Here is a 25,473-nt window from a genome sequence, read left to right on the forward strand (position 1 = left end):
AAGTCTCTGAGTAGATTGGATGTATAATATACGCTGTTCTGAATAAATTTGATAATAAAAAATAATTATAAAAATATAGAATATTATAAGAATTGCAGAATCAAATCTGCAATTCTAAATTAACTTCAACTACAAACAACTAGTAAAATCGATATTTAAATTTAGAGTTTAATTGGCTTTATACCCCAAATTTCATCAGCATATTCTTGAATAGTTCTATCAGATGAAAATTTTCCCATATTGGCAATATTAAATGCAGTTTTGCGGAACCACTGATTAGGATCTCGGTACACTTCATCAACCTTTTTTTGTACCTGATAATAAGATTCAAAGTCTGCCAGATTCTGGTAATGGTCACCAAAATTAGCAATTGCATCAAATAATCCTCGATAACGTTCTGGATTTAAAGGACTAAAATATCCAGTTGCTATTTGCGTCAATGCTTGATTAATGCGTTGATCATTTTCATAGTAATTTCGTGGATTATATATTGGACGGAGTTCTTCAACCTCTTTAGCATTATGACCAAAGATAAATATATTATCATCACCAACACTTTCTTTGATTTCAACATTTGCACCATCAAGTGTTCCAATAATTAATGAACCATTAAGGGCAAATTTCATATTGCTAGTTCCAGATGCTTCAAAGCCAGCCAATGAAATTTGTTCAGATAGATCAGCCGCTGGTATCATGATTTCTGCAAGGCTAACACTATAATTTGGTACAAATATTACTTTGAGTTTTCCATTAATCCTTTTATCGTTATTAATAAAGGTTGCCACTTCATTAATTAATTGGATAGTCTGTTTAGCCAATTTGTAAGCACTTGCAGCTTTACCCGCGAAAAAAACCACTCTTGGTACCCAGTCTGCGTCAGGGTTTGCCAGAATTTCATTATATCGAACAATAGTATGTAATAAATTTAAACTTTGACGTTTATACTCATGTATACGTTTTATTTGCATATCAAATAATGCTTCTGGATGAACAACAATATCAAGTTTATCAGCAATAAATTTAGTTAATCTTTCTTTATTCGCTTTTTTAACATCTTGTAATTCTTTTAAAAAGATAGGGTAATCAATTTTATCATTTAATTCACTAAGTAAGTTCAAATTAGTGCGCCAGTGTTTACTCAAATATTTATCTAATAAATTAGCTAAGCTAGGATTAGCCACACCAACCCAACGCCTTGGAGTAATACCATTGGTTTTATTACAGAATTTTTCGGGATATAGCTTGGCGAAATCAGCAAACAATGATTTAACCATTAAATCAGAGTGTAGTTGCGACACCCCATTAACTTTATGACTAGCAATAACCGCCAACCACGCCATTCGTACCCGTCGGCCATTATTTTCATCAATAATTGATACTCGAGACAATAACTCATTATCATTGGGTTGCAGTTTTTTGACTTCTTCCAAAAATGCATAATTAATTTTAAAAATAATTTGTAAATGGTATGGCAATACCTTACTCATCATATCAACTGTCCAAGTTTCCAGAGCTTCAGACATAAGAGTGTGATTAGTGTAAGAAAAGATTTTCTTAGCCATTTGCCAAGATTTATCGAAAGAGTAATCATAATGATCCGTTAATATTCGAATAAATTCGGGTATTGCTAATACTGGATGGGTATCATTTAAATGAATAGCGACTTTTTCAACTAAATTATCTACAGTGCCGTTTACTCGGTAATGCCGAGAAATAATATCCTGGATAGTTGCTGAAACTAGAAAATATTCCTGAGATAAACGTAGTGCTTTACCATGCATTGTTGAGTCATCAGGATAAAGAACCAGTGACACATTTTCAGAAAGAGATTTATCTTGGACCGCAGCAAAATAATCACCTTGATTAAACTTGGTAAGATCTAGTTCATCGATAGCTTTAGCTGACCATAACCGCAACGTATTCGTTACATCATTGCCATAACCAGGAATGATTTGGTCATAAGCATATGCTAATACTTTTTCAGTATCTAACCAACGAGTAATATCACCTTCTTGTTGAACTCGCCCACCAAATTCAACTTTATATTCAATACTATGACGATAAAATTCCCATGCATCAGCATGTTTTAACCAATTATCAGGAACTTCAATCTGCTGATTATCGACAATAGTTTGTTTAAACATTCCGTATTCATAACGTAACCCATAACCCCATCCTGGGTAACTTAATGTTGCTAATGAATCTAAAAAGCAAGCAGCTAAACGCCCTAATCCACCATTACCCAACCCCGGATCATCTTCAAATGAACAAAGATCTTCTAAATCAAGTCCTAATTCATTTAGCGCCTCTTTAACTTCAGAATAAATACCTGTGGAAATCATGGAATTAGATAACGTACGCCCAATAAGAAACTCCATTGAAAGGTAATAAACCTGTTTACTATCTTGTGATAACTGAGCTCTTACTGTACGTAGCCAGTCTTCTACCATCCTATCTCTAACCGTCAAAATAACTGCATTTAACCAATCATGCTTATCAGCTATAGCTGGATCCCGACCAATAGAAAAAAGTAATTTATAAATTATTGACTGTTTGATTTTTTCAACTGTTACAACAGGTGAATCATAATCTAAATTAGAAACTAATGTCATTTAATAATATCCTCCAAATAATTCGTGCTATACAGCATTATAAAGTTGTTGATATTGCTTAGCTGAATCTTGCCAACTAAAGCTTTGGCTCATTGCTCTTTGCTGCAATATTCTCCAAGTTTGTTGTGTTTGCCATAATTCAAAAGCACGATTAACGGCATAACGCAGCCCATCTTGATTACTATCAATATATGAAAAACCTGTTGCAGTTTTGTTATCTAAATTTTCATTAGTGCTATCAATTACCGTATCAGCAAGCCCACCAGTTCGATGAACTAAAGGTAATGTGCCATATTTAAGTGCATATAATTGTGTTAATCCACATGGTTCAAAACGGCTGGGTACCATTAATATGTCCGCACCAGCAATAATTCGATGTGAAAGTTCTTCGTTATAACCATAATAGATAGCAATATTATTTTGGTATTGAGGATTATTTACTAGTTTAGAAAAAGATTGATATAAATCATTATCACCACTACCTAATAAAATAAATTGCCCTCCTCTTTCAAGAATTTCCGGTAATAAAGACAAAACTAAATCCAAACCTTTTTGTTTTGTTAATCGACTAATAACACAAAATAAAGGTTGTTTATTATTGGTGTCTAAACCAAATTCGGTCTGTAAAAAATACTTATCTGTTTGTTTATTTCTTAAATTACGTTTGTTATATCTTGATGCAATTAAGGTATCTTTAGTTGAGTTCCAAACATCGTCATCAATACCATTTAAAATTCCGCTTAATCGTTGTTGTTCAGATCGAGTTAGCAATAATCCTTCAAATCCATTACCAAATTCAGCTGTGGTGATTTCTTTGGCATAAGTCGGACTAACAGTTGTAAGATGATCGGAGTAATACAGACCGGCTTTCAGATAAGAAATTTGACCATAATATTCAAGACCATTAACATCAAAATAAGACTGTGGAATTTGGATTTGCTGTAAATGGTAATGTTCGAAATTACCATAGTAGGCTAAATTATGGATAGTAAATATGCTCTTAGCATGATGATAAGGTTGTTTTAAGTTTAAATAAACACAACTTAAACCAGCATGCCAATCATGTGAGTGAACAATGTCTGGCTGCCAATAATAATCTAAACCACAAGCAAGTTCACTGGCAATCCACCCCAATAATGCAAAGCGAAGATAATTGTCAGCGTAAGCATTTTGATACATATCATGATATGGACTACCTTCTCTAGCATATAAATTTGGGGCATCAATAATATAAATCCCGATATTATTGTAATAACCGAATAGAACTGTTGCTTGCCCGGCAAAAGTATCTACTGTTTTAACTACTTGTGCATTACTAACTCCGGATTTGATGGTAGGAAAACCCGGTATTAAAATACGACATTGTTCACCTAATTTATTTAATACTTTAGGTAAAGCACCTGTTACATCAGCTAGTCCACCCGTTTTTATTAAAGGATAGAATTCAGCACAAACATGTAATATTTTCATACTCATTTCCTTATGGTTGTGCAATACCTAATTTCCGCAACATTTCACGTGTCACTAGGGTAATCCCTGATTCACTACGATAAAATCGTTTTGCATCTTCCTCTGGGTTTTCACCAATAATCATACCCTCAGGAATATAGCAGGCTCGATCAATAATACATCTTCGCAAACGGCAACGTAGTTTAATAATGCAATCAGGTGAAATAATAGAGGAATCAATAGTACAAAATGAATCTATACGAACTTTTGAAAAAATAATTGAATTAACAATCATAGAACCAGAAATAATTGAGCCTGCGCCTATCAGCGAGTTCATAGTCATCCCTTGCCCACCATCTAGATTTTGCACAAATTTAGCCGGAGGTAATGGATCAACATAAGTACGAATCGGCCAATATGGATCATAGATATCCAGTTCTGGCATAACCGATGCTAAATCTAAATTTGCCCGCCAATATGCATCAACAGTTCCCACATCACGCCAATATGGTGGTGCGGAATGATCAGAAGTTACACATGAACGATTGAATGGATGAGCATAAACTACACCCTGTTTGACGCCTTTAGGAATAATATCATGACCAAAATCATGGGTTGAAATAGGATCATCATGATCTTCTTCTAACATTTCAACTAAATAGTCGGTATTAAAAATATAAATTCCCATACTAGCTAAACAATGGTTAGAATCATCAGGCAATGAAGTCGGATTTTCAGGCTTTTCATTGAATTCAATTATTTTTTCAGATTGATCAATGGTCATCACACCTAAACCCTTGGCATCTTTTAATGGTACTTTAATACAACCCACTGAACATTTAGCCGCCTTTTTAACATGATCAAGTAACATTTTGGAATAATCCATTTTATAAATATGATCACCAGCTAAAATAACAATAAAATTAGCCCGATAACGGAGAATAATATCTAAATTTTGATAAACCGCATCACCAGTACTAACATACCAATTGCTATTTTCAACTTGCTGTTGCGCAGGTAACAGATCAATGAATTCATTCATTTCTTCATTAAAAAATGACCAACCTCTTTGAATGTGCTGAATGAGTGAATGAGACTGATATTGCGTTAACACACCGATGCGACGAATACCCGAATTAATACAATTGGATAAAGGAAAATCAATAATTCTAAATTTGCCACCAAAATGCACAGCAGGTTTTGCTCGTTTGGAGGTAAGATCTTTTAATCGTGAACCTCGTCCTCCAGCCAAAATAAGGGCTATCGATTGAGTTGGCAACTCTTTTGCTAACATCAGGTCTTGATCTAATTTATTATCCATATTTATCTCCTATTCCTGCAAAAATAATATTGAAATGGTGTGAGCATCGATTTCCCAGTTATTAATACCTTGCTGTTGTTCAACTTTTCCTAAAATACCTGTTTTAATTTTGTTTGGGGTACAGAAATTTTGTTGTACATCAGAAGGATTAATAACGATAAGCCAATTATTTGATAGTTGGATTTGTAATAGTTTGGGTACATTTTCCTGCCAGTCAGCAACAGACATTAAATTACCTTGCTGATTTAACCAACGTACATCATATTTAGTTAGACATTGAGTATTATCTTGCCACCAATAATTATGATTTAGAGCAAGAATTTGTTTCCTTATTTGGATTACTCTTTTAACATAATTAAGTAATTCTTGGTTGTTATCTTTTAGTTCTGACCAATTTAACCATGTCAATTCATTATCTTGGCAATAACCATTATTATTGCCTTGTTGGCTATTACCCCATTCATCACCTGCCAGCAACATTGGTGTTCCCTGAGATAAAAGTAGTGTCGCTAGTAAACTTTTTTGCATGGTTAACCGTTTGTGTAAAACATCAGCATTGGTTGTATCACCTTCTACTCCTAAGTTATTACTCCAATTTTGGTTATTACCGTCACAGTTATTTTCACCATTTGCCTGATTATGTTTTTTATTAAAACTTACTAAATCATTTAACGTAAACCCGTCATGGCAAGTAATGTAATTAATGGAACTGGCTGGTGTACGCCCTTGTTTATTAAACAACCAACTAGATGCAGCAAAGCGTTGGGCAAAATCGCCTAAACAGATATCCTGATGGAGCCAAAAACGACGCATCGTATCTCGATACTGATCATTCCACTCAGCAAATGGATAAGGAAAATTACCCAGTTGATAACCATCACTACCAATGTCCCATGGTTCTGCAATTAGTTTTATCTTTTGTAGAACTGGATCTTGTTGAATTGCAATTAATAAAGAAGAAACAGAATTAAATTCAGGTGTGCGGCCAAGGATTGTGCCTAAATCGAATCTAAACCCATCAATATGACATGTTAAAACCCAATAACGAAGACAGTCCATCACCCATTGAATCACTTTAGGATGCATGAATTTTAAGGAGTTACCGCAACCTGTCCAATTAATTAAATTCCCTTGGTCATCATGCCAATAATAGTTTTGCGGATCCATGCTTTTAAAATTGAATGTTGGCCCTAATGCATCAAGTTCAGCGGTATGGTTAAAAACAACATCTAAAATGACCTCAATGCCAACTTTATGAAGAGCTTTAACCATATCTTGGAACTCTGATAATGGTGCGGTATTAGGTCTTTTAGACCAATATTTTGACTCAATGGCAAAAGGTGCAATAACATTGTATCCCCAATAATTATGAAGTTTTAATTGCTGTAATCTTGGTTCATCCAGATGAAATTGAACTGGCATTAATTCAATACTGGTGATCCCTAATTGCGTTAAATAATCAATCATTACCGGATGCGATAATCCAGCATAAGTCCCACGTAATTGCTGCGGAATATTAGGATGTAATTTAGTTAATCCCTTAACATGTGCTTCATAAATAATCGTTCTTGACCAAGGAATATTTGGATTATGATCATCATGCCAATCATAATCATCAACAATAACAACACCCCATAATTGGCCATTAATGACCTCTACCGCTTTAGCATAAGGATCAAGTAATAACACTTCATTACCATCAATTCGATAACAATAAAGAGTCCCTACTGCGGTTATATTAGTAACAGATGTAAACCATACATCGCCATTTTTTTCATTAACAGGAAAAACTTGGATGGTACCATTTACCAATAAACAAAGTTCTACTTTAGTTGCTGATGCGGAAAATAAAGTAAAACTTACTTGATTAGTTTTAGCCTGATAGCTACTACCCATTGGTAAATAATCCATATTAAGCCCTCACTAAATATAAGGTAGCTAACGGTGGTACGGTTACAATAAGTGAATATGGTTTGCCGTGACTGGCAATTTTTTGGCTGGGAATAGAACCCAAATTACCTACATTACTACTTCCATAATAGATTGAATCAGTATTTAAAATTTCTTGATATTTACCAGTTTCAGATACTCCAAATTGATAGTTATAATGAACAACCGGAGTAAAATTACTAATGACAATTATTCTGTTACCTTGATTATCTATTCGTTCAAACACAAAGATTGAATTTTGATTATCATCAACGACTAACCAGTTAAATCCTGCTGGTTGGTAATCAAGTTCGTATAGCATAGGGTTTTGACGATAGATGAGATTTAAGTCTTTTATCAGTTGCGAAACACCCTGATGTAAATTATTTTTTGCTTCAGTTACTAAATACCAATCCAACTGCCCATCATGATTCCATTCATTCCATTGACCAAATTCACTACCCATAAACAGCAATTTTTTGCCTGGATAAGCCCACATAAAAGCATAATAAGCCCGCAAATTAGCAAACTTTTGCCAAGTGTCTCCAAACATTTTATTCAAAATAGAACACTTACCATACACCACTTCATCATGCGATAGCGGTAAAACAAAGTTTTCGCTATAAGCATAAGTTAAGCCAAAAGTAATTAAATTATGATGATACTTACGATAAATAGGATCTAGTTTCAAATAATTCAAAGTGTCATGCATCCAGCCCATATTCCATTTATAGTGGAAACCCAAACCATTATTTTCTGGAGGTTTAGTGACACTAGGATAATCTGTGGATTCTTCAGCAATAGTAATACAGCCTGGATAATATTGACCAATATCATGATTAACTTCTTGTAAAAATGAAATTGCTTCTAAGTTTTCCCGTCCACCATATTTGTTGGGGATCCAATCACCACTTTTACGACTGTAATCGCGATAAATCATTGAAGCAACCGCATCAAACCGGAAACCATCGATCCCATAAACATCCAACCAATACAAGGCATTGCTAATTAAATAGTTCCTTACTTCAAAACGACTATAGTTGTAAACAAGTGTATTCCAGTCTAAATGCATGCCTTCTTTTGGGTTTGGATACTCATACAATGTTGTACCATCAAACTGACGTAAACCGTGTTCATCTTCCGGAAAATGTCCTGGCACCCAATCCAATATAATATGGATACCTTGATCGTGAGCAGTCTGTAAAAAATAGGCAAAATCATCAGGTGAACCAAAGCGACTTGTCGGCGAAAATAAACCTATTGGTTGATACCCCCAAGAACCATCAAATGGATGCTCCATAATCGGTAATAATTCAAGGTGAGTAAAGCCCATATCTTTTACATATGGTAATAACTCATCAGCAAGTTCACGATAAGATAGCCACGAATTATCTTGGTGGCGTTTCCATGAACCTAAGTGCACTTCATAAATCGAGATCGGTTTATTAAAACTATTACCGATTTTAAAAGTAGCATCACATTCAGTAGGTTTAGGAAAGGCTTCAACTCTTGAAGCAGTATTAGGACGAATTTCCGTACCAAAAGCGTATGGATCTGCTTTTAAAACAATTTTATTCTGACTAGTAATAAGTTCATATTTATAAAGTTGTTTAACTTTAACTTGTGGAATGAACAGTTCCCAAACACCTGTTTCTTGGCGCAATCGCATTGGATGTTGCCTGCCATCCCAAAAATTAAAATCACCTACTACGGACACCCTTTTAGCGTTCGGAGCCCAAACCGCAAAAATTACTCCTTCAGTATCACCGATTTTAAGCGGATGAGCGCCTAACTTTTCATAAGCACGTAAGTGTTTACCTTGCTTTAATAACCAAACGTCTAGCTCTTGTAACCAAAACCAAAAACTATATGGATCATCGCGAACTTCATGATAATTTTCCCAATAAATATCTAATTGGTAAGCAAATTTTTCATTTGTATCTGGTAATACACCAATAAAAAATCCATTATTAGTAATTGGTGATAATTCTAGGAGTGGTTTGGAAGGATATTTATTTAATAAAATAATACGTTTTGCATTAGGAATAAAAACTCTAACTTCTAAGCCGAAACTGCACTCATGCATACCTAGAATAGAAAATGGATCTCGGCATTGGCCATTGATAAGATTTCTGATTTCTTGAGTGAAAGAATATTGCATATAAAGTCCTTATTATAATGAAATAAATCAAACTTCACTGGCAAGATTTTTTATTCTATTTCTAAATGCGAGTTACTATTCTAAAAATTTTAAATACAACTAATACAACTAATACAACTAATACAACTAATACAACTAATACAACTAATACAACTTAAAAATAACACGCGATTTGATTGATTAGTATACAAAAAGTGCGGGCTATTAATTAATTAATATACATAAAGTGCTAATCAAATATTTATAACATATAAAAACTTATAATAACTGGTAAATAAATTGATAAATAGTATAAAAATTTAAAGGAGTTTTTTCTCGATTATTGTAGATAACCAAAGCTTAAAGGCCTATACGATTAGCATTTTTGATATTTGGTTTTGATAAAGGTATTATGCTTACAAAATTATTACAATCATTATTAATAATTGCTAATTATTATGGAGATCACATGGTAGATTTTGATGCTTTCCCCGAACAACGACAAGCGTTTATTCAGCAAATACTTGCCGAAAAAGGGCGTGTGGTGAGTGCTGATTTAGTAAGTTTATTAAATGTTTCTGAACATACTATTCGACGGGATTTACAAAAATTAGCACGTGAAGGAATTTGCAAGCGCGTTTATGGTGGAGCTGTTAGTCAATTAAAACAATCTGCAACCTTTGAAACTAGAATGACACAATCTGTTGCCGAAAAAACTACTGTTGGCAAAAAGTGTGCTCAATTAATAAAAGCAAATTCTTGTATCTTTATAGATGCTGGCTCAACTTATTTAACCATGGCAAGTTATATTCCTAACGAAATGGAACTAACGATTGTCACTAACTCACCACAAATTGCTTCATTACTCAGTAGCCGTACGCATGGCGAACTAATTTTATTAGGAGGCAAAGTTAATCCATTAACTGGTAGCACTATGAGCACCGATACCGTTAATCAAATACGTAATATGGTGTTCGATCAAACATTTATCGGTGTTTGTGGACTTGATCCACAAGCTGGTTTAAGTGCTGTTTATTATGAAGACGCTTGCTTTAAAAAAGAGGTCATAGCTCAAAGCAACGAGGTTATAGCCGCCGTAATTGCAGATAAAATGTCACAAGTTGCACGCTATAAAGTGGCGACTTGTGAAGAAATAGATATTGTAGTCGTCAGTCGTGAATCGAATATTCAAGGCTTTGAGAATCTAAATATGCATATTGAGGTTGTTTGATACCTTCATGATTTAGCTTGCAATACTAATAATTGGCGAATGGTATTTAGTACCGCATTATCATCATTATAACCGGTAATAAATTTAGCTACTGCTTTGGTTTCGTCAAAGGCATTGCGCATAGCAAAACTATATTCAGCTTGTTCAAGTAATTCAATATCATTATAACCATCCCCAAATGCCATAGTTTCATGAGGAGTGACCTTAAGTAGCTCTTGTAATTTTTTAATAGTATTACCTTTATTGACATCAAAATCAGTGATATCTATCCATGAAGCCTCGGAAACTACCATATAAACATCTTTTTCATAATCGGTTAAATAAGATCGCGTGGTGGAACACTGGCCTGTTTCATCGTATACCGTTATCTTAATAAAATCGTCAGTTATGATATTAAAATCATTAACTTCAATAATAGTAGTATAAGATCCTCTGACTTTTGCTTTGAGCCTAGCTGGTAAGTCGGCTCTAATTACTGCTCCCATAGTAGTACAAGCAATAATAACATGGTCAGAACTTACTTGTTCCAATGTTTGTATAATTTCTCGACCCAATTCATTTTTAATAAAAGATCGATAAATAAATTCACTATTAAATTTAATAGTAGTTGCACTGTCACCAACTATCCAGATTTTTTCACTATATTTTCCAAATAGTTCTTCAACTCGGTCACATTGTTTACCTGTACAAGCTGCAAAATTCACACCTTGTGCTGCCATAAGATCATAAACTTGATCGAATAATTGCCGATCATAATCACCCTTATTGTTTAAAAAAGAACCATCTAAATCAGTAATAATCAATTTAATCATTATGTTATTCCTTAAAAAATAAAAATAAATTCATATGCAATATTATGCTAGTTTATGATACATTATGCAATATTAAAATAAATGAGATTAATACCTAAACAATATATGAACAAGTTATCAATGCATCTAAATTTTTAATGTAAATATAAAAAAGCCTGAAAACATAAAATTTTCAGGCTTTCCTTTTCTTTAATTAAGTTTGGTTATTTATCGGTGGTGAAACCAATATTAATCTTACTGTTTAGCAACAATCTGATTATCTTGTAACTCTAGCTCAATTGGTTTACCTGGTATTAATGATCCAGATAAAATTTGTTGTGCTAAAGGATTTTCGACTTCATGTTGTATTGCTCTTTTTAGAGGTCTTGCACCATAAATTGGATCAAAGCCAACTTCAGCAAGATGTCCAAGAGCAGCATCCGAAATCGATACAGTATAACCATGTTCAGCTAGTCGTTTTTCAACACGTTGTAACTGAATTTTGGCAATTGCTTTAATATTGTCTCTACCTAATGGATGGAACACTACAGTTTCATCAATTCGGTTGATAAATTCAGGTCTAAAATGTTGAGTAACCACAGTCATAACTAATGATTTCATTTCATTATAAGTTAAATCAACTTTACCTTGAATTAAGTCTGAACCCAAGTTTGAAGTCATGATAATAACTGTATTTCTGAAATCAACAGTGCGACCTTGACCATCAGTTAAACGCCCATCATCGAGCACTTGTAACAGTATATTAAATACATCCGGATGCGCTTTTTCAACTTCATCAAGAAGTACTACAGAATATGGACGACGTCTTACTGCTTCAGTTAAATAACCGCCTTCTTCATAACCAACATATCCCGGAGGTGCACCAATTAAACGAGCCACTGAATGTTTTTCCATAAATTCTGACATATCAATACGAACCATGGCATCTTCACTATCAAACATAAAATTAGCTAGCGATTTACACAATTCGGTTTTACCAACCCCTGTTGGACCTAAAAATAGAAATGATCCAATTGGTTTGTTTGGATCTGATAGTCCCGCACGGCTACGACGAATAGCATTTGCTACCGCAACCACGGCTTCATCTTGCCCAATAACGCGTTGATGTAAAGATTCTTCCATATGTAATAATTTTTCTTTTTCCCCTTCTAGCATTTTCGAAACAGGAATACCTGTCGCTTTAGAAAGGACTTCGGCGATCTCTTCATCAGTTACTTTATTACGCAGTAACTTCATGGTTTTACCTTCAAGCTGGGTAGCTTGAGCTAACTGTTTTTCTAATTCCGGGATACGTCCATATTGCAATTCAGACATCTTATTTAAATCACCAGCACGACGAGCTTGCTCGATTTCAATGCGCGCTTTATCTAAATCCGCTTTAATATGTTGAGTTCCAGAAACTGCCGCTTTCTCTGATTTCCACTCTTCGTTAAGAGATGCAAATTCTTTTTCTTTTTCATCAAGTTCATTATTTAGCATTTCTAAACGTTTTTTACTGGCATCATCAGACTCTTTCTTTAACGCTTGTTGTTCCAATTTTAATTGGATGATACGACGTTCTAAGCGATCCAAAGATTCTGGTTTGGAATCCATCTGCATACGAATACTTGAAGCTGCTTCATCAATTAAATCGATCGCCTTATCAGGTAACATACGATCGGAAATGTAACGATGCGATAATGTTGCAGCGGCAACTATTGCCGGATCAGTAATTTGGACATGGTGGTGGATTTCATAACGTTCTTTAAGTCCACGTAAAATAGCAATAGTGTCTTCAACTGTTGGTTCAGCAACATAAACTTTTTGGAATCGACGTTCTAAGGCCGCGTCTTTTTCGATATATTGACGGTATTCATCAAGGGTAGTTGCCCCAACACAGTGTAATTCACCTCGAGCTAATGCTGGTTTTAACATATTACCTGCATCCATGGCGCCATCGCTTTTACCTGCACCAACCATGGTGTGAATTTCATCAATAAATAGAATAATTCGACCTTCTTCTTTAGCCAAATCTTTCAAAACTGCTTTTAAGCGTTCTTCAAATTCTCCACGATATTTTGCCCCTGCAATTAAAGCTCCCATATCTAATGACAAAACACGTTTATTACGTAATCCTTCTGGTACTTCGCCATTAACTATTCGTTGGGCTAAGCCTTCAACTATAGCTGTTTTACCAACACCTGGTTCACCAATAAGTACTGGATTATTTTTAGTACGGCGTTGTAACACTTGTACAGTACGGCGGATTTCTTCATCACGACCAATAACAGGATCTAACTTACCTTGTTCGGCACGTTCGGTTAAATCAATAGTATATTTTTTTAATGCATCTCGTTGATCTTCTGCATTGGCATCGTTCACGTTATCACTCCCCCTTACTTGATTAATAGCTTGGGTAAAACGAGCTGAAGTTACCCCCGCTTTTTTCAAAATTTCACTTAGAGTACCCTTTTCTTCAAGCGCCGCTAAAATAAATAACTCAGACGAAATATAACTATCATTATTTTTTTGTGCTAGTTTGTCACACAAATTCATAATACGAACAAATTGTTGTGAAGGAATAACTTCACCACCAATTCCTTGTACTTGTGGGATCTTGTTAATTGCCTGTGTTAATTCTTGTTGTAATAAAGGCAAATTAGCTCCAGAACTGGTAAGTAGCGGTTTAATGCTACTGGCATCTTGCGCTAACATAGCTGCAAGCACATGTTCAGGTTCTATATATTGATTATCTTTGCCAAGAGCCATGGACTGTGCATCAGCCAAAGCTTGTTGAAATTTATTTGTTAGTCGGTCTAACCTCATATTAATATCTCCTTAGCAATAAATTTGGCTATAATGCGTCAAAACACTTAAGCCATTTGCATGGTTACTAAATGAGTGTGAATGAATAAATTTCAAGAGATTATCAACAAATTTTTTTGAGGATTAAAATTCCGTTGGCAAAGCCAACGGATTCAAGTTAGTTTTCAGTTAAAAAGCATAATGTAACTTTGCCCAAACTACTCGCCCTGGCTCCGCAATTTGCTGATTTGCTGAATAACCAAAAGTTGCTACACCACCACGATTCAGGTGTTCAACATAGTATTTATTGAATAAATTATCAACGCCCGCTGATAACCGAAATTGCTTGGTAATACTATATTCGCCATTAAGTGAAAAAATGCCGAATCCCTTACTACTAGCAAAATCTTTACCAATAACATTACCTTGATCTTTAGCAATGCGATGTTGAGAATTAACCAATCTCCACAAACCACCAATAGACCAATCATCGGTGTGGTAATGTAAGCCCAATTTCAATTCTAACGGTGGAATTTGTGGTAGTGGTTTATGATTATCACGGTTTTTAGCCCAAGAATAATTAAGCGCCATATCCGTCATAACATTGGAGGTAATGTGATAATTAACATTCAATTCACTACCCAATGTTCTTGCATCAACATTATTTACATTGTTGGATTTGCCGAGAGTAGTATAAAGAATGTAGTCATTCACCCAACCGACATAACTCGACAATTGTATATTTAATGCGTCAGTTTTATAAATTATTCCGGCATCAAGTTGCGTTGTTTTTTCTGGGTTAAGTTTTTTAAACATCTGCACTTTATTACTAGCACTAAATAATTCCCAATAATCCGGGAAGCGACTAGTATAACCTAGCCCAGTATATACAGTTGCCGCATAATCAGTAAGATCATGTTCATAACGCATAAAACCACCCGGTAACACTTTATGTCGACTCTGATTTAATTGCGTAGCATCGGCACTATAACGATCAAATCGCATACCTGAAATGATGGTATCCACATCAGATAAATAAAGGTTTAACTCACTAAATAACCCATAATTAGTGATCTTAGAATCTTTCTGCCAATTATGAGTGGTTAACATATTTCGACGAGTTTTGCTTTTGTGCGTATCTTGACGACCATCTATTCCTAATTGTAATTTGAAAATATCACTTGATTGCCAAGTAGTATTAATCCTTCCGCCAACGGTTTTTCTAGAAGGATTAGATTCCATTTTATGCATACTAACAGGGCGCAAATGGTAATTATCCATCATGTGATCAATATAATTGTAGTAAAGCTGACCTTCAAGCTTAGTTAATAGTTCAGTAATATTTGCTTGTTCAAAGCGCATACCTAAAGATTCACGTAAAAAGCGCGAACCATCCATACCCCGATCAGCATAACTGGCTTTACCATTACCTTTACCAGCGGTGAGTTCTAATGCGGTGTCTTTATTGGGAGTAAAACCTAAAGCAATATCACTATTCCAACGACTCCATTTTGAATGCACCCGGTCATTGTTACCATCATGATAATCATTAGCTTTGGCATGATTACCAATCAATCTAATGTAACCATCTTCATTACCGAATGCACCATCAAAGCTCTGATCGAAGCGACTATCAGTGCCAGCTAATAAATCCCCACGCATAAAACCATCGGCTTTTGAAAAGTGCAAAATATCTCGTTCAAATAGGACGGTGGCAGCCGATCCCATTGGTCCCCAAACTACCGTTTCAGGGCCTTTTATTACAGTTATTCTGTCATAAGTTTCAGGTGAAATATAAGAGGTTGGCGTATCCATTCTACCGCCACAACCACCCAAAATTGTACCACCATTAGTCAAGATATTAAGCCTGGAACCAAACATACCTCGGAAGACAGGGTCTCCATTAGAACCACCTTTGCGCACCAGTGAAAATCCTGAAATAGTCTTTAAATAATCAGCTCCATCACTCGCCGGTACGGGTTGCCTTGGTTTTTTAGGATCTGTTATTACCGTAAGTGGTGCGGATTGTTCCACCATGGTGACAATCATTGTATCTTGTGAAGTTTTATCTATTTTGGGATTTACTTCAGCTTCAGCATAGGCTAAGTCACTTAAAATTAACGCAATTAGCCCACTCAAATAAATTAATTTGTAATTTTTTTTATCAGTAGTCATACCGACTCCTATTGTTTTTACATACAATTAGCCTGAATTTATTAACAGTAAATAACCACTGCATAAAATCGCTGGTCATTAATTGCATATAGCACTACAACCAAAAAACTTTATGGTTATCTATTTACTGCTATTAAGATTAAATACCGCAATTTCACAACTTAAACATGAACCTACTTATTGAGTTATCACGATAAATTATTGGAATTTTAAACAAAGGAGGGGCTCGAATGAGGTGACTATTATAATGATAAGCTTTAACAAACTCTGGTGTAGAATTTTTAATAACAGAGATTGATACAAAAACTTTTATAATCGGTGCATTAACATAAATTAATACTGGTACATGCATAAACAAATCGCAATAATCACACATACTGGTCCAACTATCTGGATTAGCTGTATGTTTTACATTTTGTGTTGCATGGTGAGTTAAATCTGATTCTTTTGGAGTAACCGAAGTTGCTTGGTGGCAATGTGATGAAGATGGCTGCAGAGTATTTGCCGGTGCGGTTATTCTGGACACAAATGGAATCAGCGTTAGCAACAAAATACTAACTATACTAAGGTAACCAATGCCATTTTCACGTTTCATCAGATTATTACATCAATTTGATAACCAAACTACTGCCATAGTAACGCAAAAGCAAATCAATTTAAATGATAATCATTATCAATTTAATTAATTTACTATTTGCAGATTAAAAATCATGAAATGACATCTTGAAAAGCTAGATAGAGTAATTGGGATTATTAATAACTAGATTCAATTGATTAAATTTGTATAACTAAATTAGTTAAAAGGTACATTTAGCACATCTAAAGGTAATAATTTTATATTTAAACATATAGCACTCCTGAAACTTCTTTACGACTTATTCAAACCAAATCATCGAAGCCATTCTGCCGGTTTTATGTTCACGGCGGTAGGAGTAAAAGTTATCTTGTTCGGTATAAGTACAATAATCGCCACCAAAAATTTGTGTGACACCTGCTGCTGTTAACCGTTGTTTAGCAATTAGATACAAATCGGCTAAATATTTTTGTTCAGTTTCGTTGATTAATGTAAATGCACTGCTAGCTTGTTTAGCAACAGCTTCAAATTGTTTTTTGACTTCAATACCTACTTCAAACTTTCTAGCACTAATTGCTGGCCCCATCCAGGCAATGATCTTAGATGGTGAACAACTAAATTTACTCACGGTATTTTCTAATATACCATTACATAAACCACGCCAACCAGCATGAGCAGCAGCGACTTCATCACCGTGAGATGAACAAAATAACACTGGCATACAATCAGCAGTTAATACCACACTAACTTGTTTTGCTTTGTGAGTATATGAAGCATCGGCCTCAATGCTTGTTTTGGTATTTATTTTGCCAATAGGCGCTTGGAGTGCGATTGCTGAAATATCGAGAACAATGGTACTATGGGTTTGAGTAAGCCAATATGGTTCGCTTGGAATTTGTTCAGCTTGAATTATGCGACACCGATTTTCGGCAACATCGACGTAATTATCCCCTGTTTTATCGCCCAAATTTAAACTACTAAAGGGTGCTCTACTTACACCGCCGGCTCTGGTTGTAGTGAAAGCACGAATATTTTTAGGTGCCGACCAATAAGGATAAATGGATCTAATCATTGTAGTTACCAATCTAATTCATCTTTATGTAACTCAGTATCTTGTTGCAGTGCTTGAATTAGCTTTTGCATATCGTCAGGAATCGGTGCATGCCATTCCATTTGTTCACCAGTTACAGGATGGAATAAGCGTAACATTGTTGCATGTAACGCTTGCCTATCAAAATCACGTAAAGTTTTCATAAAGGATTCACTAGCACCTTTTGGTGGTTTAGGGCGTCCTCCATATAATGGATCACCAACTAAAGGGTGAGCAATGTGAGCCATATGTACACGGATTTGGTGTGTTCGTCCGGTTTCTAAGCGTAAACGTAGCCGGGTATGTAGCCGATATTTTTCCATTACTCGGTAATGTGTTACCGCCGGTTTACCGGTTGGAAATACTGCCATATGAGTACGTTTGGTTGGGTGCCGGGTTATCGGTTGATCCACTGTGCCACCAGCAGTAATAATGCCCATGGCTACTGCTTCGTATTCACGAGTAATTTCTCTCAATTGTAGTGATTCAACTAAATGAGTTTGGGCGGTAATAGTTTTGGCAACCACCATTAAACCCGTAGTGTCTTTATCTAATCGATGTACAATCCCGGCACGGGGCACATGCGCAATGTCGGGATAATAATGTAATAACGCATTTAATACGGTACCATTAGGATTACCGGCCCCCGGGTGTACAACTAAATCTCGAGGTTTATTAAGCACTAATATATCATCATCTTCATAGACAATATTAAGTTTAATATCTTCAGGTTGATGATAGGTTTCTTCTTCAATTTCAGCATTAATGGTTATTTTTTCACCGCCCAATACTTTTTCTTTGGGTTTGTTGATGACAATGCCATTAACCAATACTTTATCGTTAATAATCCACTCTTTAATTCGTGACCGAGAATAATCTGGGAAAAGTTCTGATAATGCTTGATCTAACCGCATTCCTAACTGGTTTTGTTCTATTTCAGTTGCTAACTTTAACTCGAGCATATGTAATTTATCTATTTTAAGCTGTTATGTTTTAGAGTATTATATACTAATCATGGCCTTTAATGTTTATTTAAATTTTGGATTAAAAACTTAATGAAATTACGTTTACACTATTTATTAGCTATTGCTATAACTGGCGCGCTAATTGGCTGTACTTCCTCAAAGCCTGATGTTGAAAATGTATCAGAATTGGAACTTCATACCAAAGCTCAACAAGAGCTTGAAAGTGGTAATTTAAAATCCAGTATCACTGTTTTAGAGACTATGGACAAAAACTTCCCGTTTGGTCCCTATTCCCAACAAGTACAACTTGATTTAATTTATGCTTACTACAAATCTGGTGATTTACCTCTAGCAATTGCATCTATTGACCGTTTTTTAAAATTGAATCCAACTCATCCTAATATTGATTGGGTCATTTATATTCGCGGTTTAACTAATATGGCGCAAGATAATAACATGATTCAAGGTTGGTTTAACGTTGACCGTTCAGATCGTGATACCGATTATGCAACGGCTGCTTTTAAAGATTTTACCTATTTGGTATCCAGCTTCCCAACTAGTAACTATGCAGCTGATGCAGAGAAACGCCTAGTATTCTTAAAAAATCGACTATCCCGTTATCAATTAAAAGTAGTTCAATATTATACTAAACGTGGTGCTTATGTTGCCGTCATTAATAGAGTTACCCAAATGTTAACTTTATTCCCGGATACCGACTCAACCAAAGAAGCTCTATTACTAATGCGTAATGCCTATAACGAGTTAGGTTTAGCCGACGAAACCCAAAAAGTAGATCAACTTATTCAGGCCAATCTTGAAAATATGCCTAAAGAAGAACAAAGATCTTTCTTATCCCGCGTTACCAGTGTATTTAATGGTAATTAACTATTTAATATAGCGGGATTATCCCGCTATTAATTTTGGTTCTGTTTCGTATTTTCCTCTCTTTAATTACCGTCTTGTTTAACAATTTTTCACTTTAAATTAAATGTTATTGCCAATAAATCCGAACCTCTATTCACATAACGTTTGTAAAAAGAATCAATAACCAATACAATTAGCAAATTATTTTTATTAGCAATAATAGATAGGACATTAATTCATCATGCAAGAACAATATCGCCCCGATGAAATCGAAGCCAAAGTGCAAAAAACTTGGCTTGAAAATAAAACATTTCATGTTACCGAAGATCCTGCCAAACCCAAATATTACTGTTTATCCATGCTACCTTATCCTTCTGGTCGGTTGCACCTTGGGCATGTTCGTAACTATACTATCGGCGATACCATTTCGCGTTATCAACGCTTAAATGGCAAAAATGTATTGCAACCAATTGGATGGGATGCTTTTGGATTACCTGCTGAAGGCGCGGCAGTAAAAAATAATACTGCACCAGCTAAATGGACCTATGAAAATATTGCTTACATGAAAAAGCAATTGCAACTTTTAGGCTTTGGTTATGATTGGGATCGTGAAGTTACTACCTGCCGTCCAGAATATTATAAATGGGAACAGTGGTTCTTCACTAAACTATACGAAAAAGGCTTAGTTTACAAAAAAACTTCTGCGGTAAATTGGTGCCCCAATGATCAAACTGTGCTTGCCAATGAACAAGTGGTTGAAGGTTGTTGTTGGCGCTGTAATACACCAGTTGAACGTAAAGAAATCCCCCAATGGTTTATAAAAATCACTGAATATGCCGAAGAGTTACTTAATGATTTAGATACTCTTGAAAGCTGGCCAGAACAAGTTAAAACCATGCAACGTAATTGGATTGGTCGTTCAGAAGGTGTGGAGTTTGATTTTACCGTTGAAAACTACGCTGATAAATTAAGAGTTTATACTACTCGTCCTGACACCTTAATGGGAGTGAGCTTTGTCTCTGTTGCTGCGGAACACCCTTTAGCACAATTAGCCGCTAAAACTAATCCTAAAATAGCTGAATTTATAGCCGAATGTAAAAATACTAAAACGGCCGAAGCTGATATGGCAACCATGGAAAAGAAAGGTATTGCCACTGGATTTTGCGCGATTCATCCTCTTACTGGGAATAAAGTTCCGGTTTGGGTCGCCAATTTTGTGTTAATTGAATATGGCACCGGTGCAGTTATGGCTGTGCCTGGTCATGATGAACGTGATTATGAATTTGCAAACAAATATAATCTACCAGTCAAACCAGTTATCTTAAATCAACAAGATGAAGCCCCAGATTTAACTGAACAAGCTTATACTGAACATGGAAAATTGTTCAATTCTGGTGAATTTGATGGTCTTAACTTTGAGCAAGCTTTCAATGCTATTGCCGATAAATTAATTGCTCTTGGAATAGGTAAGCGCAAAGTGAATTATCGTTTGCGTGATTGGGGAGTATCGCGCCAACGCTATTGGGGAGCTCCAATTCCTATGGTGACCTTAGAAGATGGTACCACTGTTCCGACACCAGAAGATCAAATACCAGTAATTTTACCAGAAAATGTGGAAATGAACGGCATCACCAGTCCAATTAAAGCCGATCCTAATTGGGCTAAAACCACCGTTAACGGTCAACCTGCACTACGGGAGACCGACACCTTTGATACATTTATGGAATCATCTTGGTATTATGCCCGTTATACATGCCCACACTATAATAAAGGTATGTTAGATGAGAAAGCGGCTAATTATTGGCTACCTGTTGATCAGTATGTAGGTGGTATTGAACATGCGATTATGCATTTACTTTATTTTAGATTCTTCCATAAATTAATGCGTGACTTTGGTCTAGTGAGTTCAGATGAGCCCGCTAAACGTTTATTGTGCCAAGGTATGGTATTAGCTGATGCATTTTATTATACCAGCCCAACCAATGAGCGTATTTGGGTATCACCAACCGAGGTTACTATCGAGCGCGATGAAAAAGGCCGTATTGCTAAAGCCGTTGATAATAAAGGCAACGAGTTGGTTCATGCCGGTATGACTAAAATGTCAAAATCGAAAAATAATGGTATTGACCCACAAGAAATGGTGGAAAAATACGGTGCCGATACTGTTCGCTTATTTATGATGTTTGCCTCACCTGCTGATATGACACTTGAATGGCAAGAATCAGGTGTTGAAGGAGCTAACCGCTTTATTAAACGTGTTTGGCGTTTAGTCTATGAACACAGTCAAAAAGGCAAAGTGATGGCACTAGATGTATCGCAATTAGATAATGAGCAAAAATCCCTTCGCCGAGAGCTACATAAAACTATTGCTAAAGTTAGCGATGATATTGGTCGCCGCCAAACCTTTAATACAGCTATTGCCGCCGTAATGGAATTTATGAATCGCTTACAAAAAGCACCACAACAAACCGAGCAAGATCGTGCCTTGATGGATGAAGCTTTAAATGCGATAGTTCGATTACTTTACCCAATGATGCCTCATGCTTGTTTTATTATGTGGCAAGCTTTAGGTCATAATGAGTCGATTGATAATACCACTTGGCCAATTGCCGATGAATCAGCAATGGTTGAAGATGAAAAACTGATTGTGGTACAAATTAATGGTAAAGTCCGTGGTAAGTTTACCGTACCTGCTAATGCAGATCAGGATTTTGTAGTCAACCAAGCCAAACAAGAAAATAATATCCAAAAATACCTAAGTGATGTAACCATTCGCAAAGTCATTTATGTACCTGGGAAATTATTGAATTTGGTTGTTAGCTAATATTTTTGGATAACTAAAAATTAGGTGATTATGTACATGAAAAAATATTTAGCACTACTTATGTTATTGGCAATATCATTAACTGGCTGTGGCTTTCATCTACAACATGAACCAGAAGTACCGGCACAATTTATGACAATGTCTTATGTAAGTTCAGACCCTTATGGCCGCTTGTCGCGCAATATCAAAGAATTATTAACCGATAATAAAGTGATATTAGTTGATAATGGTGCTTCAGATAAATACCCATCATTAAGGATAGTAAGTGAAGGTCTTTCTCGTGATACCATCTCTCTTTATCAAGATGGTAAAGCAGCAGAATATCAAATAGTGTTAACAGTTCAAGCCCAAATGGTGCTTCCTGATCAGCAAATTTACCCAATTAATGTGCGTATATTCCGTAGCTTTTTCGACAACCCGTCAGCTGCTTTAGCAAAAACAGCTGAAGAAAAGTTGATTGAGGATGAAATGTATAAACAAGCAGCCAAACAAATAATCCGTAAATTAAAATCTGTTAATGCAGTAAAATAAAATTGTTATGATTAAGATCAATGCCGATCAAATTAACAACCAATTAGGATCACCTTACTATTTAATATTGGGCAGTGATCCTTATTTACAACACAATACTTATATCCAGTTGCAAAGGGCATTTAATCAAGCTGGATTTAGTGATCAATTCAATTTTACTATCGATAATCAAACTGATTGGGTGGCCATATATGATTGCTGCCAGTCAATGAACCTATTTTCAAGTAAAACCCTTATATTTCTTGATTTTGGTGAAGGTAACTTAAATACTAACATCATTAGTAAACTTAATACGTTAAGTGAAATATTGACAGTCGAAATTGCGTTGATTATTCACTTAAGTAAAATTACTAAAGCCCAAGAAAATACCGTTTGGTATAAAAAGTTGGCAGAAAAATTGGTAGTTGTTAATTGTAATACCCCAGACATTCTACAATTACCTTTATGGATTAAAAATTACTTACAACAAAAACAAATCACCATCGAACCGCAAGCAATCGAATTACTCTGCTACTATTATGAAGGGAATTTACTAGCTTTAACCCAAATTATTGAGCAATTAAATTTACTTTATCCCAATCATAAAATTACTTATGACCAAGTTGAAAGTAATATCAATGATTCTGCTGTATTTACACCTTATCATTGGATAGATGCTATGGTTGCCCACAAAACTAAACGGGCGATACACATTTTACAGCAATTAAAAATAAATGAATTTGAGCCATTAATTTTATTACGTATAGTACAACGTGAACTAATCTTATTAATCAATCTAAAAAAATCATCACAGCAAAAAGCATTAAAACAAGTTTTTGATGAATACAAAATTTGGCAAAACAAGCGAACTATTTACACTAATTATCTTAATCGTTTGGCTATTAATGATTTATATAGTACATTAGCTAAACTAACTGATATTGAAATTAGTTTGAAGCATGATAGTCAATTACGTATTTGGGAGGCGCTTTCATCTCTCACTATGCAATTTATGGGATTAAATCAATGTTAACAGCGTTATTTGGTGGTACATTCGATCCGATTCACTATGGACACCTTCTTCCTGCTATTGCATTAACAGAAGAAGTAGGACTGAACCAAATTAGCTTATTACCTAACCATATTCCTCCACATAAACCGCAACCAGAAGCGACGACGACACAACGTTTAACTATGTTGGAATTAGCCATTGAGGATATGCCTCCCGTATTTTCTATCGATACGCGTGAGATTTTATCTGATACCACAATGCGACCTTCATACACAATTAATACATTACAACAATGGCGTATTGAAAATGGAGCCGCTGACGGATTAGCTTTTATTATGGGGCAAGATTCATTACTTAGCTTACCCACTTGGAATCATTGGCAAACACTTTTAGATTATTGTCATCTACTGATTTGCCGACGTCCTGGTTATGCTGAGAAAACCGATAATACTAAGCTACAATCCTGGATTAATAAGCACCAAACTACCAATATTCAAGATTTACATAATGCGCCCAATGGCTATATTTATTTTGCCCATACTCCCTTAGAAGACATTTCGGCAACAGAAATCAGAAAAAATATCAATAATAAAAAGAGTTGTATTAATTTATTACCACCTAAAGTTTGGCAGTATATTCATGAACAAGGTCTTTATAGTGCAAAGAAAATGTAGAAAGGGCTTTACATCTGCAACTTTTTTCGGCATTATTTCGCCGCTGTAGTTAGATATTGCTACTGGATATTGCCGTTGGCCTTTCTAGCTAGTTATTCTAAATTCAGCTGTTCTGTGTTTATACTCAATATCAGTAAATCAGATGGTAAAAAACTAACATGATTAGTTACCAAGATTGTATAAGTATAAATTCTCGTAAATATAACATCGAGAATACAATGGATGATTTGAGTATAATTAATTTGTATTTATTATTAAGAGGCCCCAATGGCAAAAGAAGATAACATTGAAATGCAAGGTACAATACTTGATACACTTCCTAACACGATGTTTCGTGTGGAACTTGAAAATGGTCATGTCGTTACAGCACATATTTCTGGCAAGATGCGTAAAAACTATATTCGTATCCTAACTGGCGATAAAGTCACTGTAGAAATGACTCCTTATGATTTATCTAAAGCTCGTATCATCTTCCGTAGTCGCTAACAATATCGTTATCAAACTTAA

General features: G+C 35.2%; 17 protein-coding genes and 1 pseudogene. 7 read left to right on the forward strand and 11 right to left on the reverse strand.

Annotated features, from left to right (window positions below):
• Positions 1-161 precede the first annotated feature (161 nt).
• The 5 genes from glgP to glgB are packed head-to-tail and all read right to left on the reverse strand — an operon-like array spanning position 162 to position 9,472.
• Positions 162-2,612, reverse strand: coding sequence for a glycogen/starch/alpha-glucan family phosphorylase (glgP, locus tag A9G12_RS04025; protein WP_065564570.1), 2,451 nt, complete (start codon positions 2,610-2,612; stop codon positions 162-164).
• Between the two features lie 27 nt (positions 2,613-2,639).
• Complete coding sequence (gene glgA, locus A9G12_RS04030) at positions 2,640-4,082, reverse strand: glycogen synthase GlgA (RefSeq protein ID WP_065564571.1); 1,443 nt, start codon at positions 4,080-4,082, stop codon at positions 2,640-2,642.
• Positions 4,083-4,092: 10 nt separating this feature from the next.
• A complete protein-coding gene (gene glgC / locus A9G12_RS12200) occupies positions 4,093-5,382 on the reverse strand; it encodes a glucose-1-phosphate adenylyltransferase (protein ID WP_065564572.1) in 1,290 nt (429 codons plus the stop codon).
• 9 nt (positions 5,383-5,391) lie between these two features.
• The gene (gene glgX, locus A9G12_RS12205) at positions 5,392-7,293 is read right to left on the reverse strand and encodes a glycogen debranching protein GlgX (protein ID WP_065564573.1); all 1,902 of its coding nucleotides are present in this window, start codon (positions 7,291-7,293) and stop codon (positions 5,392-5,394) included.
• A gap of 1 nt (position 7,294) precedes the next feature.
• Positions 7,295-9,472: a 1,4-alpha-glucan branching protein GlgB gene (glgB, locus tag A9G12_RS04045; protein ID WP_065564574.1), complete on the reverse strand. Its 2,178-nt coding sequence runs from the start codon at positions 9,470-9,472 to the stop codon at positions 7,295-7,297.
• Between the two features lie 448 nt (positions 9,473-9,920).
• Between glgB and A9G12_RS04050 the strand changes: the two genes are divergently transcribed.
• Positions 9,921-10,682: a DeoR/GlpR family DNA-binding transcription regulator gene (locus A9G12_RS04050; RefSeq protein WP_065564739.1), complete on the forward strand. Its 762-nt coding sequence runs from the start codon at positions 9,921-9,923 to the stop codon at positions 10,680-10,682.
• Between the two features lie 5 nt (positions 10,683-10,687).
• Here A9G12_RS04050 and A9G12_RS04055 read toward each other — a convergent pair whose 3' ends face one another.
• The 6 genes from A9G12_RS04055 to rluD all read right to left on the reverse strand — a co-directional run bounded on the left by A9G12_RS04055 (position 10,688) and on the right by rluD (position 19,079).
• On the reverse strand, positions 10,688-11,494 hold the full coding sequence (locus A9G12_RS04055; protein WP_065564575.1) for an HAD-IIB family hydrolase: 807 nt from the start codon (positions 11,492-11,494) through the stop codon (positions 10,688-10,690).
• A gap of 234 nt (positions 11,495-11,728) precedes the next feature.
• Positions 11,729-14,299: an ATP-dependent chaperone ClpB gene (clpB, locus tag A9G12_RS04060; RefSeq protein ID WP_065564576.1), complete on the reverse strand. Its 2,571-nt coding sequence runs from the start codon at positions 14,297-14,299 to the stop codon at positions 11,729-11,731.
• Positions 14,300-14,467: 168 nt separating this feature from the next.
• Positions 14,468-16,453 carry a TonB-dependent copper receptor gene (locus tag A9G12_RS04065; RefSeq protein WP_065564577.1) on the reverse strand — a complete coding sequence of 662 codons (1,986 nt, stop codon included), beginning with the start codon at positions 16,451-16,453 and terminating at the stop codon, positions 14,468-14,470.
• Between the two features lie 154 nt (positions 16,454-16,607).
• Complete coding sequence (locus A9G12_RS04070) at positions 16,608-17,048, reverse strand: DUF2946 domain-containing protein (RefSeq protein WP_065564578.1); 441 nt, start codon at positions 17,046-17,048, stop codon at positions 16,608-16,610.
• A gap of 280 nt (positions 17,049-17,328) precedes the next feature.
• Entirely contained in the window at positions 17,329-18,096 is a 768-nt protein-coding gene (gene pgeF / locus A9G12_RS04075; protein ID WP_081299663.1) for a peptidoglycan editing factor PgeF, read from the reverse strand.
• Between the two features lie 8 nt (positions 18,097-18,104).
• Complete coding sequence (rluD, locus tag A9G12_RS04080; protein WP_065564580.1) at positions 18,105-19,079, reverse strand: 23S rRNA pseudouridine(1911/1915/1917) synthase RluD; 975 nt, start codon at positions 19,077-19,079, stop codon at positions 18,105-18,107.
• A gap of 93 nt (positions 19,080-19,172) precedes the next feature.
• On the opposite strand from rluD, the pseudogene bamD reads away from it, so the two are divergent.
• From bamD to infA, 6 genes and pseudogenes are all read left to right on the forward strand, one after another.
• Positions 19,173-19,895: pseudogene (bamD, locus tag A9G12_RS04085) on the forward strand (outer membrane protein assembly factor BamD); the annotation flags it as partial.
• Between the two features lie 292 nt (positions 19,896-20,187).
• Positions 20,188-22,770 (forward strand): leucine--tRNA ligase, encoded by a 2,583-nt coding sequence (leuS, locus tag A9G12_RS04090; RefSeq protein ID WP_065564582.1) that lies wholly within the window; start codon positions 20,188-20,190, stop codon positions 22,768-22,770.
• A 36-nt stretch (positions 22,771-22,806) separates the two neighbouring features.
• Complete coding sequence (lptE, locus tag A9G12_RS04095) at positions 22,807-23,301, forward strand: LPS assembly lipoprotein LptE (protein WP_065564583.1); 495 nt, start codon at positions 22,807-22,809, stop codon at positions 23,299-23,301.
• A 7-nt stretch (positions 23,302-23,308) separates the two neighbouring features.
• On the forward strand, positions 23,309-24,313 hold the full coding sequence (holA, locus tag A9G12_RS04100; protein ID WP_065564584.1) for a DNA polymerase III subunit delta: 1,005 nt from the start codon (positions 23,309-23,311) through the stop codon (positions 24,311-24,313).
• On the forward strand, positions 24,307-24,966 hold the full coding sequence (nadD, locus tag A9G12_RS04105; protein ID WP_065564585.1) for a nicotinate-nucleotide adenylyltransferase: 660 nt from the start codon (positions 24,307-24,309) through the stop codon (positions 24,964-24,966). The genes holA and nadD overlap by 7 nt, the downstream gene beginning before the upstream one ends.
• Before the next feature lie 267 nt (positions 24,967-25,233).
• Positions 25,234-25,452: a translation initiation factor IF-1 gene (gene infA, locus A9G12_RS04110; protein WP_025315083.1), complete on the forward strand. Its 219-nt coding sequence runs from the start codon at positions 25,234-25,236 to the stop codon at positions 25,450-25,452.
• Positions 25,453-25,473: the final 21 nt, after the last annotated feature.

The sequence above is a fragment of the Gilliamella sp. wkB112 genome, assembly GCF_001690685.1.
In the GTDB taxonomy this organism is placed as follows: Bacteria; Pseudomonadota; Gammaproteobacteria; order Enterobacterales; family Orbaceae; genus Gilliamella; species Gilliamella apicola_J.

Coding starts and splice junctions, on each gene's coding strand:
- glgP (WP_065564570.1), bottom strand. CDS start 2,612: ATGACATTAGTTTCTAATTTAGATTATGATTCACCTGTTGTAACAGTT.
- holA (WP_065564584.1), top strand. CDS start 23,309: ATGATTAAGATCAATGCCGATCAAATTAACAACCAATTAGGATCACCT.
- lptE (WP_065564583.1), top strand. CDS start 22,807: ATGAAAAAATATTTAGCACTACTTATGTTATTGGCAATATCATTAACT.
- rluD (WP_065564580.1), bottom strand. CDS start 19,079: ATGCTCGAGTTAAAGTTAGCAACTGAAATAGAACAAAACCAGTTAGGA.
- infA (WP_025315083.1), top strand. CDS start 25,234: ATGGCAAAAGAAGATAACATTGAAATGCAAGGTACAATACTTGATACA.
- glgB (WP_065564574.1), bottom strand. CDS start 9,472: ATGCAATATTCTTTCACTCAAGAAATCAGAAATCTTATCAATGGCCAA.
- glgA (WP_065564571.1), bottom strand. CDS start 4,082: ATGAAAATATTACATGTTTGTGCTGAATTCTATCCTTTAATAAAAACG.
- A9G12_RS04055 (WP_065564575.1), bottom strand. CDS start 11,494: ATGATTAAATTGATTATTACTGATTTAGATGGTTCTTTTTTAAACAAT.
- A9G12_RS04070 (WP_065564578.1), bottom strand. CDS start 17,048: ATGAAACGTGAAAATGGCATTGGTTACCTTAGTATAGTTAGTATTTTG.
- A9G12_RS04065 (WP_065564577.1), bottom strand. CDS start 16,453: ATGACTACTGATAAAAAAAATTACAAATTAATTTATTTGAGTGGGCTA.
- glgC (WP_065564572.1), bottom strand. CDS start 5,382: ATGGATAATAAATTAGATCAAGACCTGATGTTAGCAAAAGAGTTGCCA.
- nadD (WP_065564585.1), top strand. CDS start 24,307: ATGTTAACAGCGTTATTTGGTGGTACATTCGATCCGATTCACTATGGA.
- leuS (WP_065564582.1), top strand. CDS start 20,188: ATGCAAGAACAATATCGCCCCGATGAAATCGAAGCCAAAGTGCAAAAA.
- glgX (WP_065564573.1), bottom strand. CDS start 7,293: ATGGATTATTTACCAATGGGTAGTAGCTATCAGGCTAAAACTAATCAA.
- A9G12_RS04050 (WP_065564739.1), top strand. CDS start 9,921: ATGGTAGATTTTGATGCTTTCCCCGAACAACGACAAGCGTTTATTCAG.
- clpB (WP_065564576.1), bottom strand. CDS start 14,299: ATGAGGTTAGACCGACTAACAAATAAATTTCAACAAGCTTTGGCTGAT.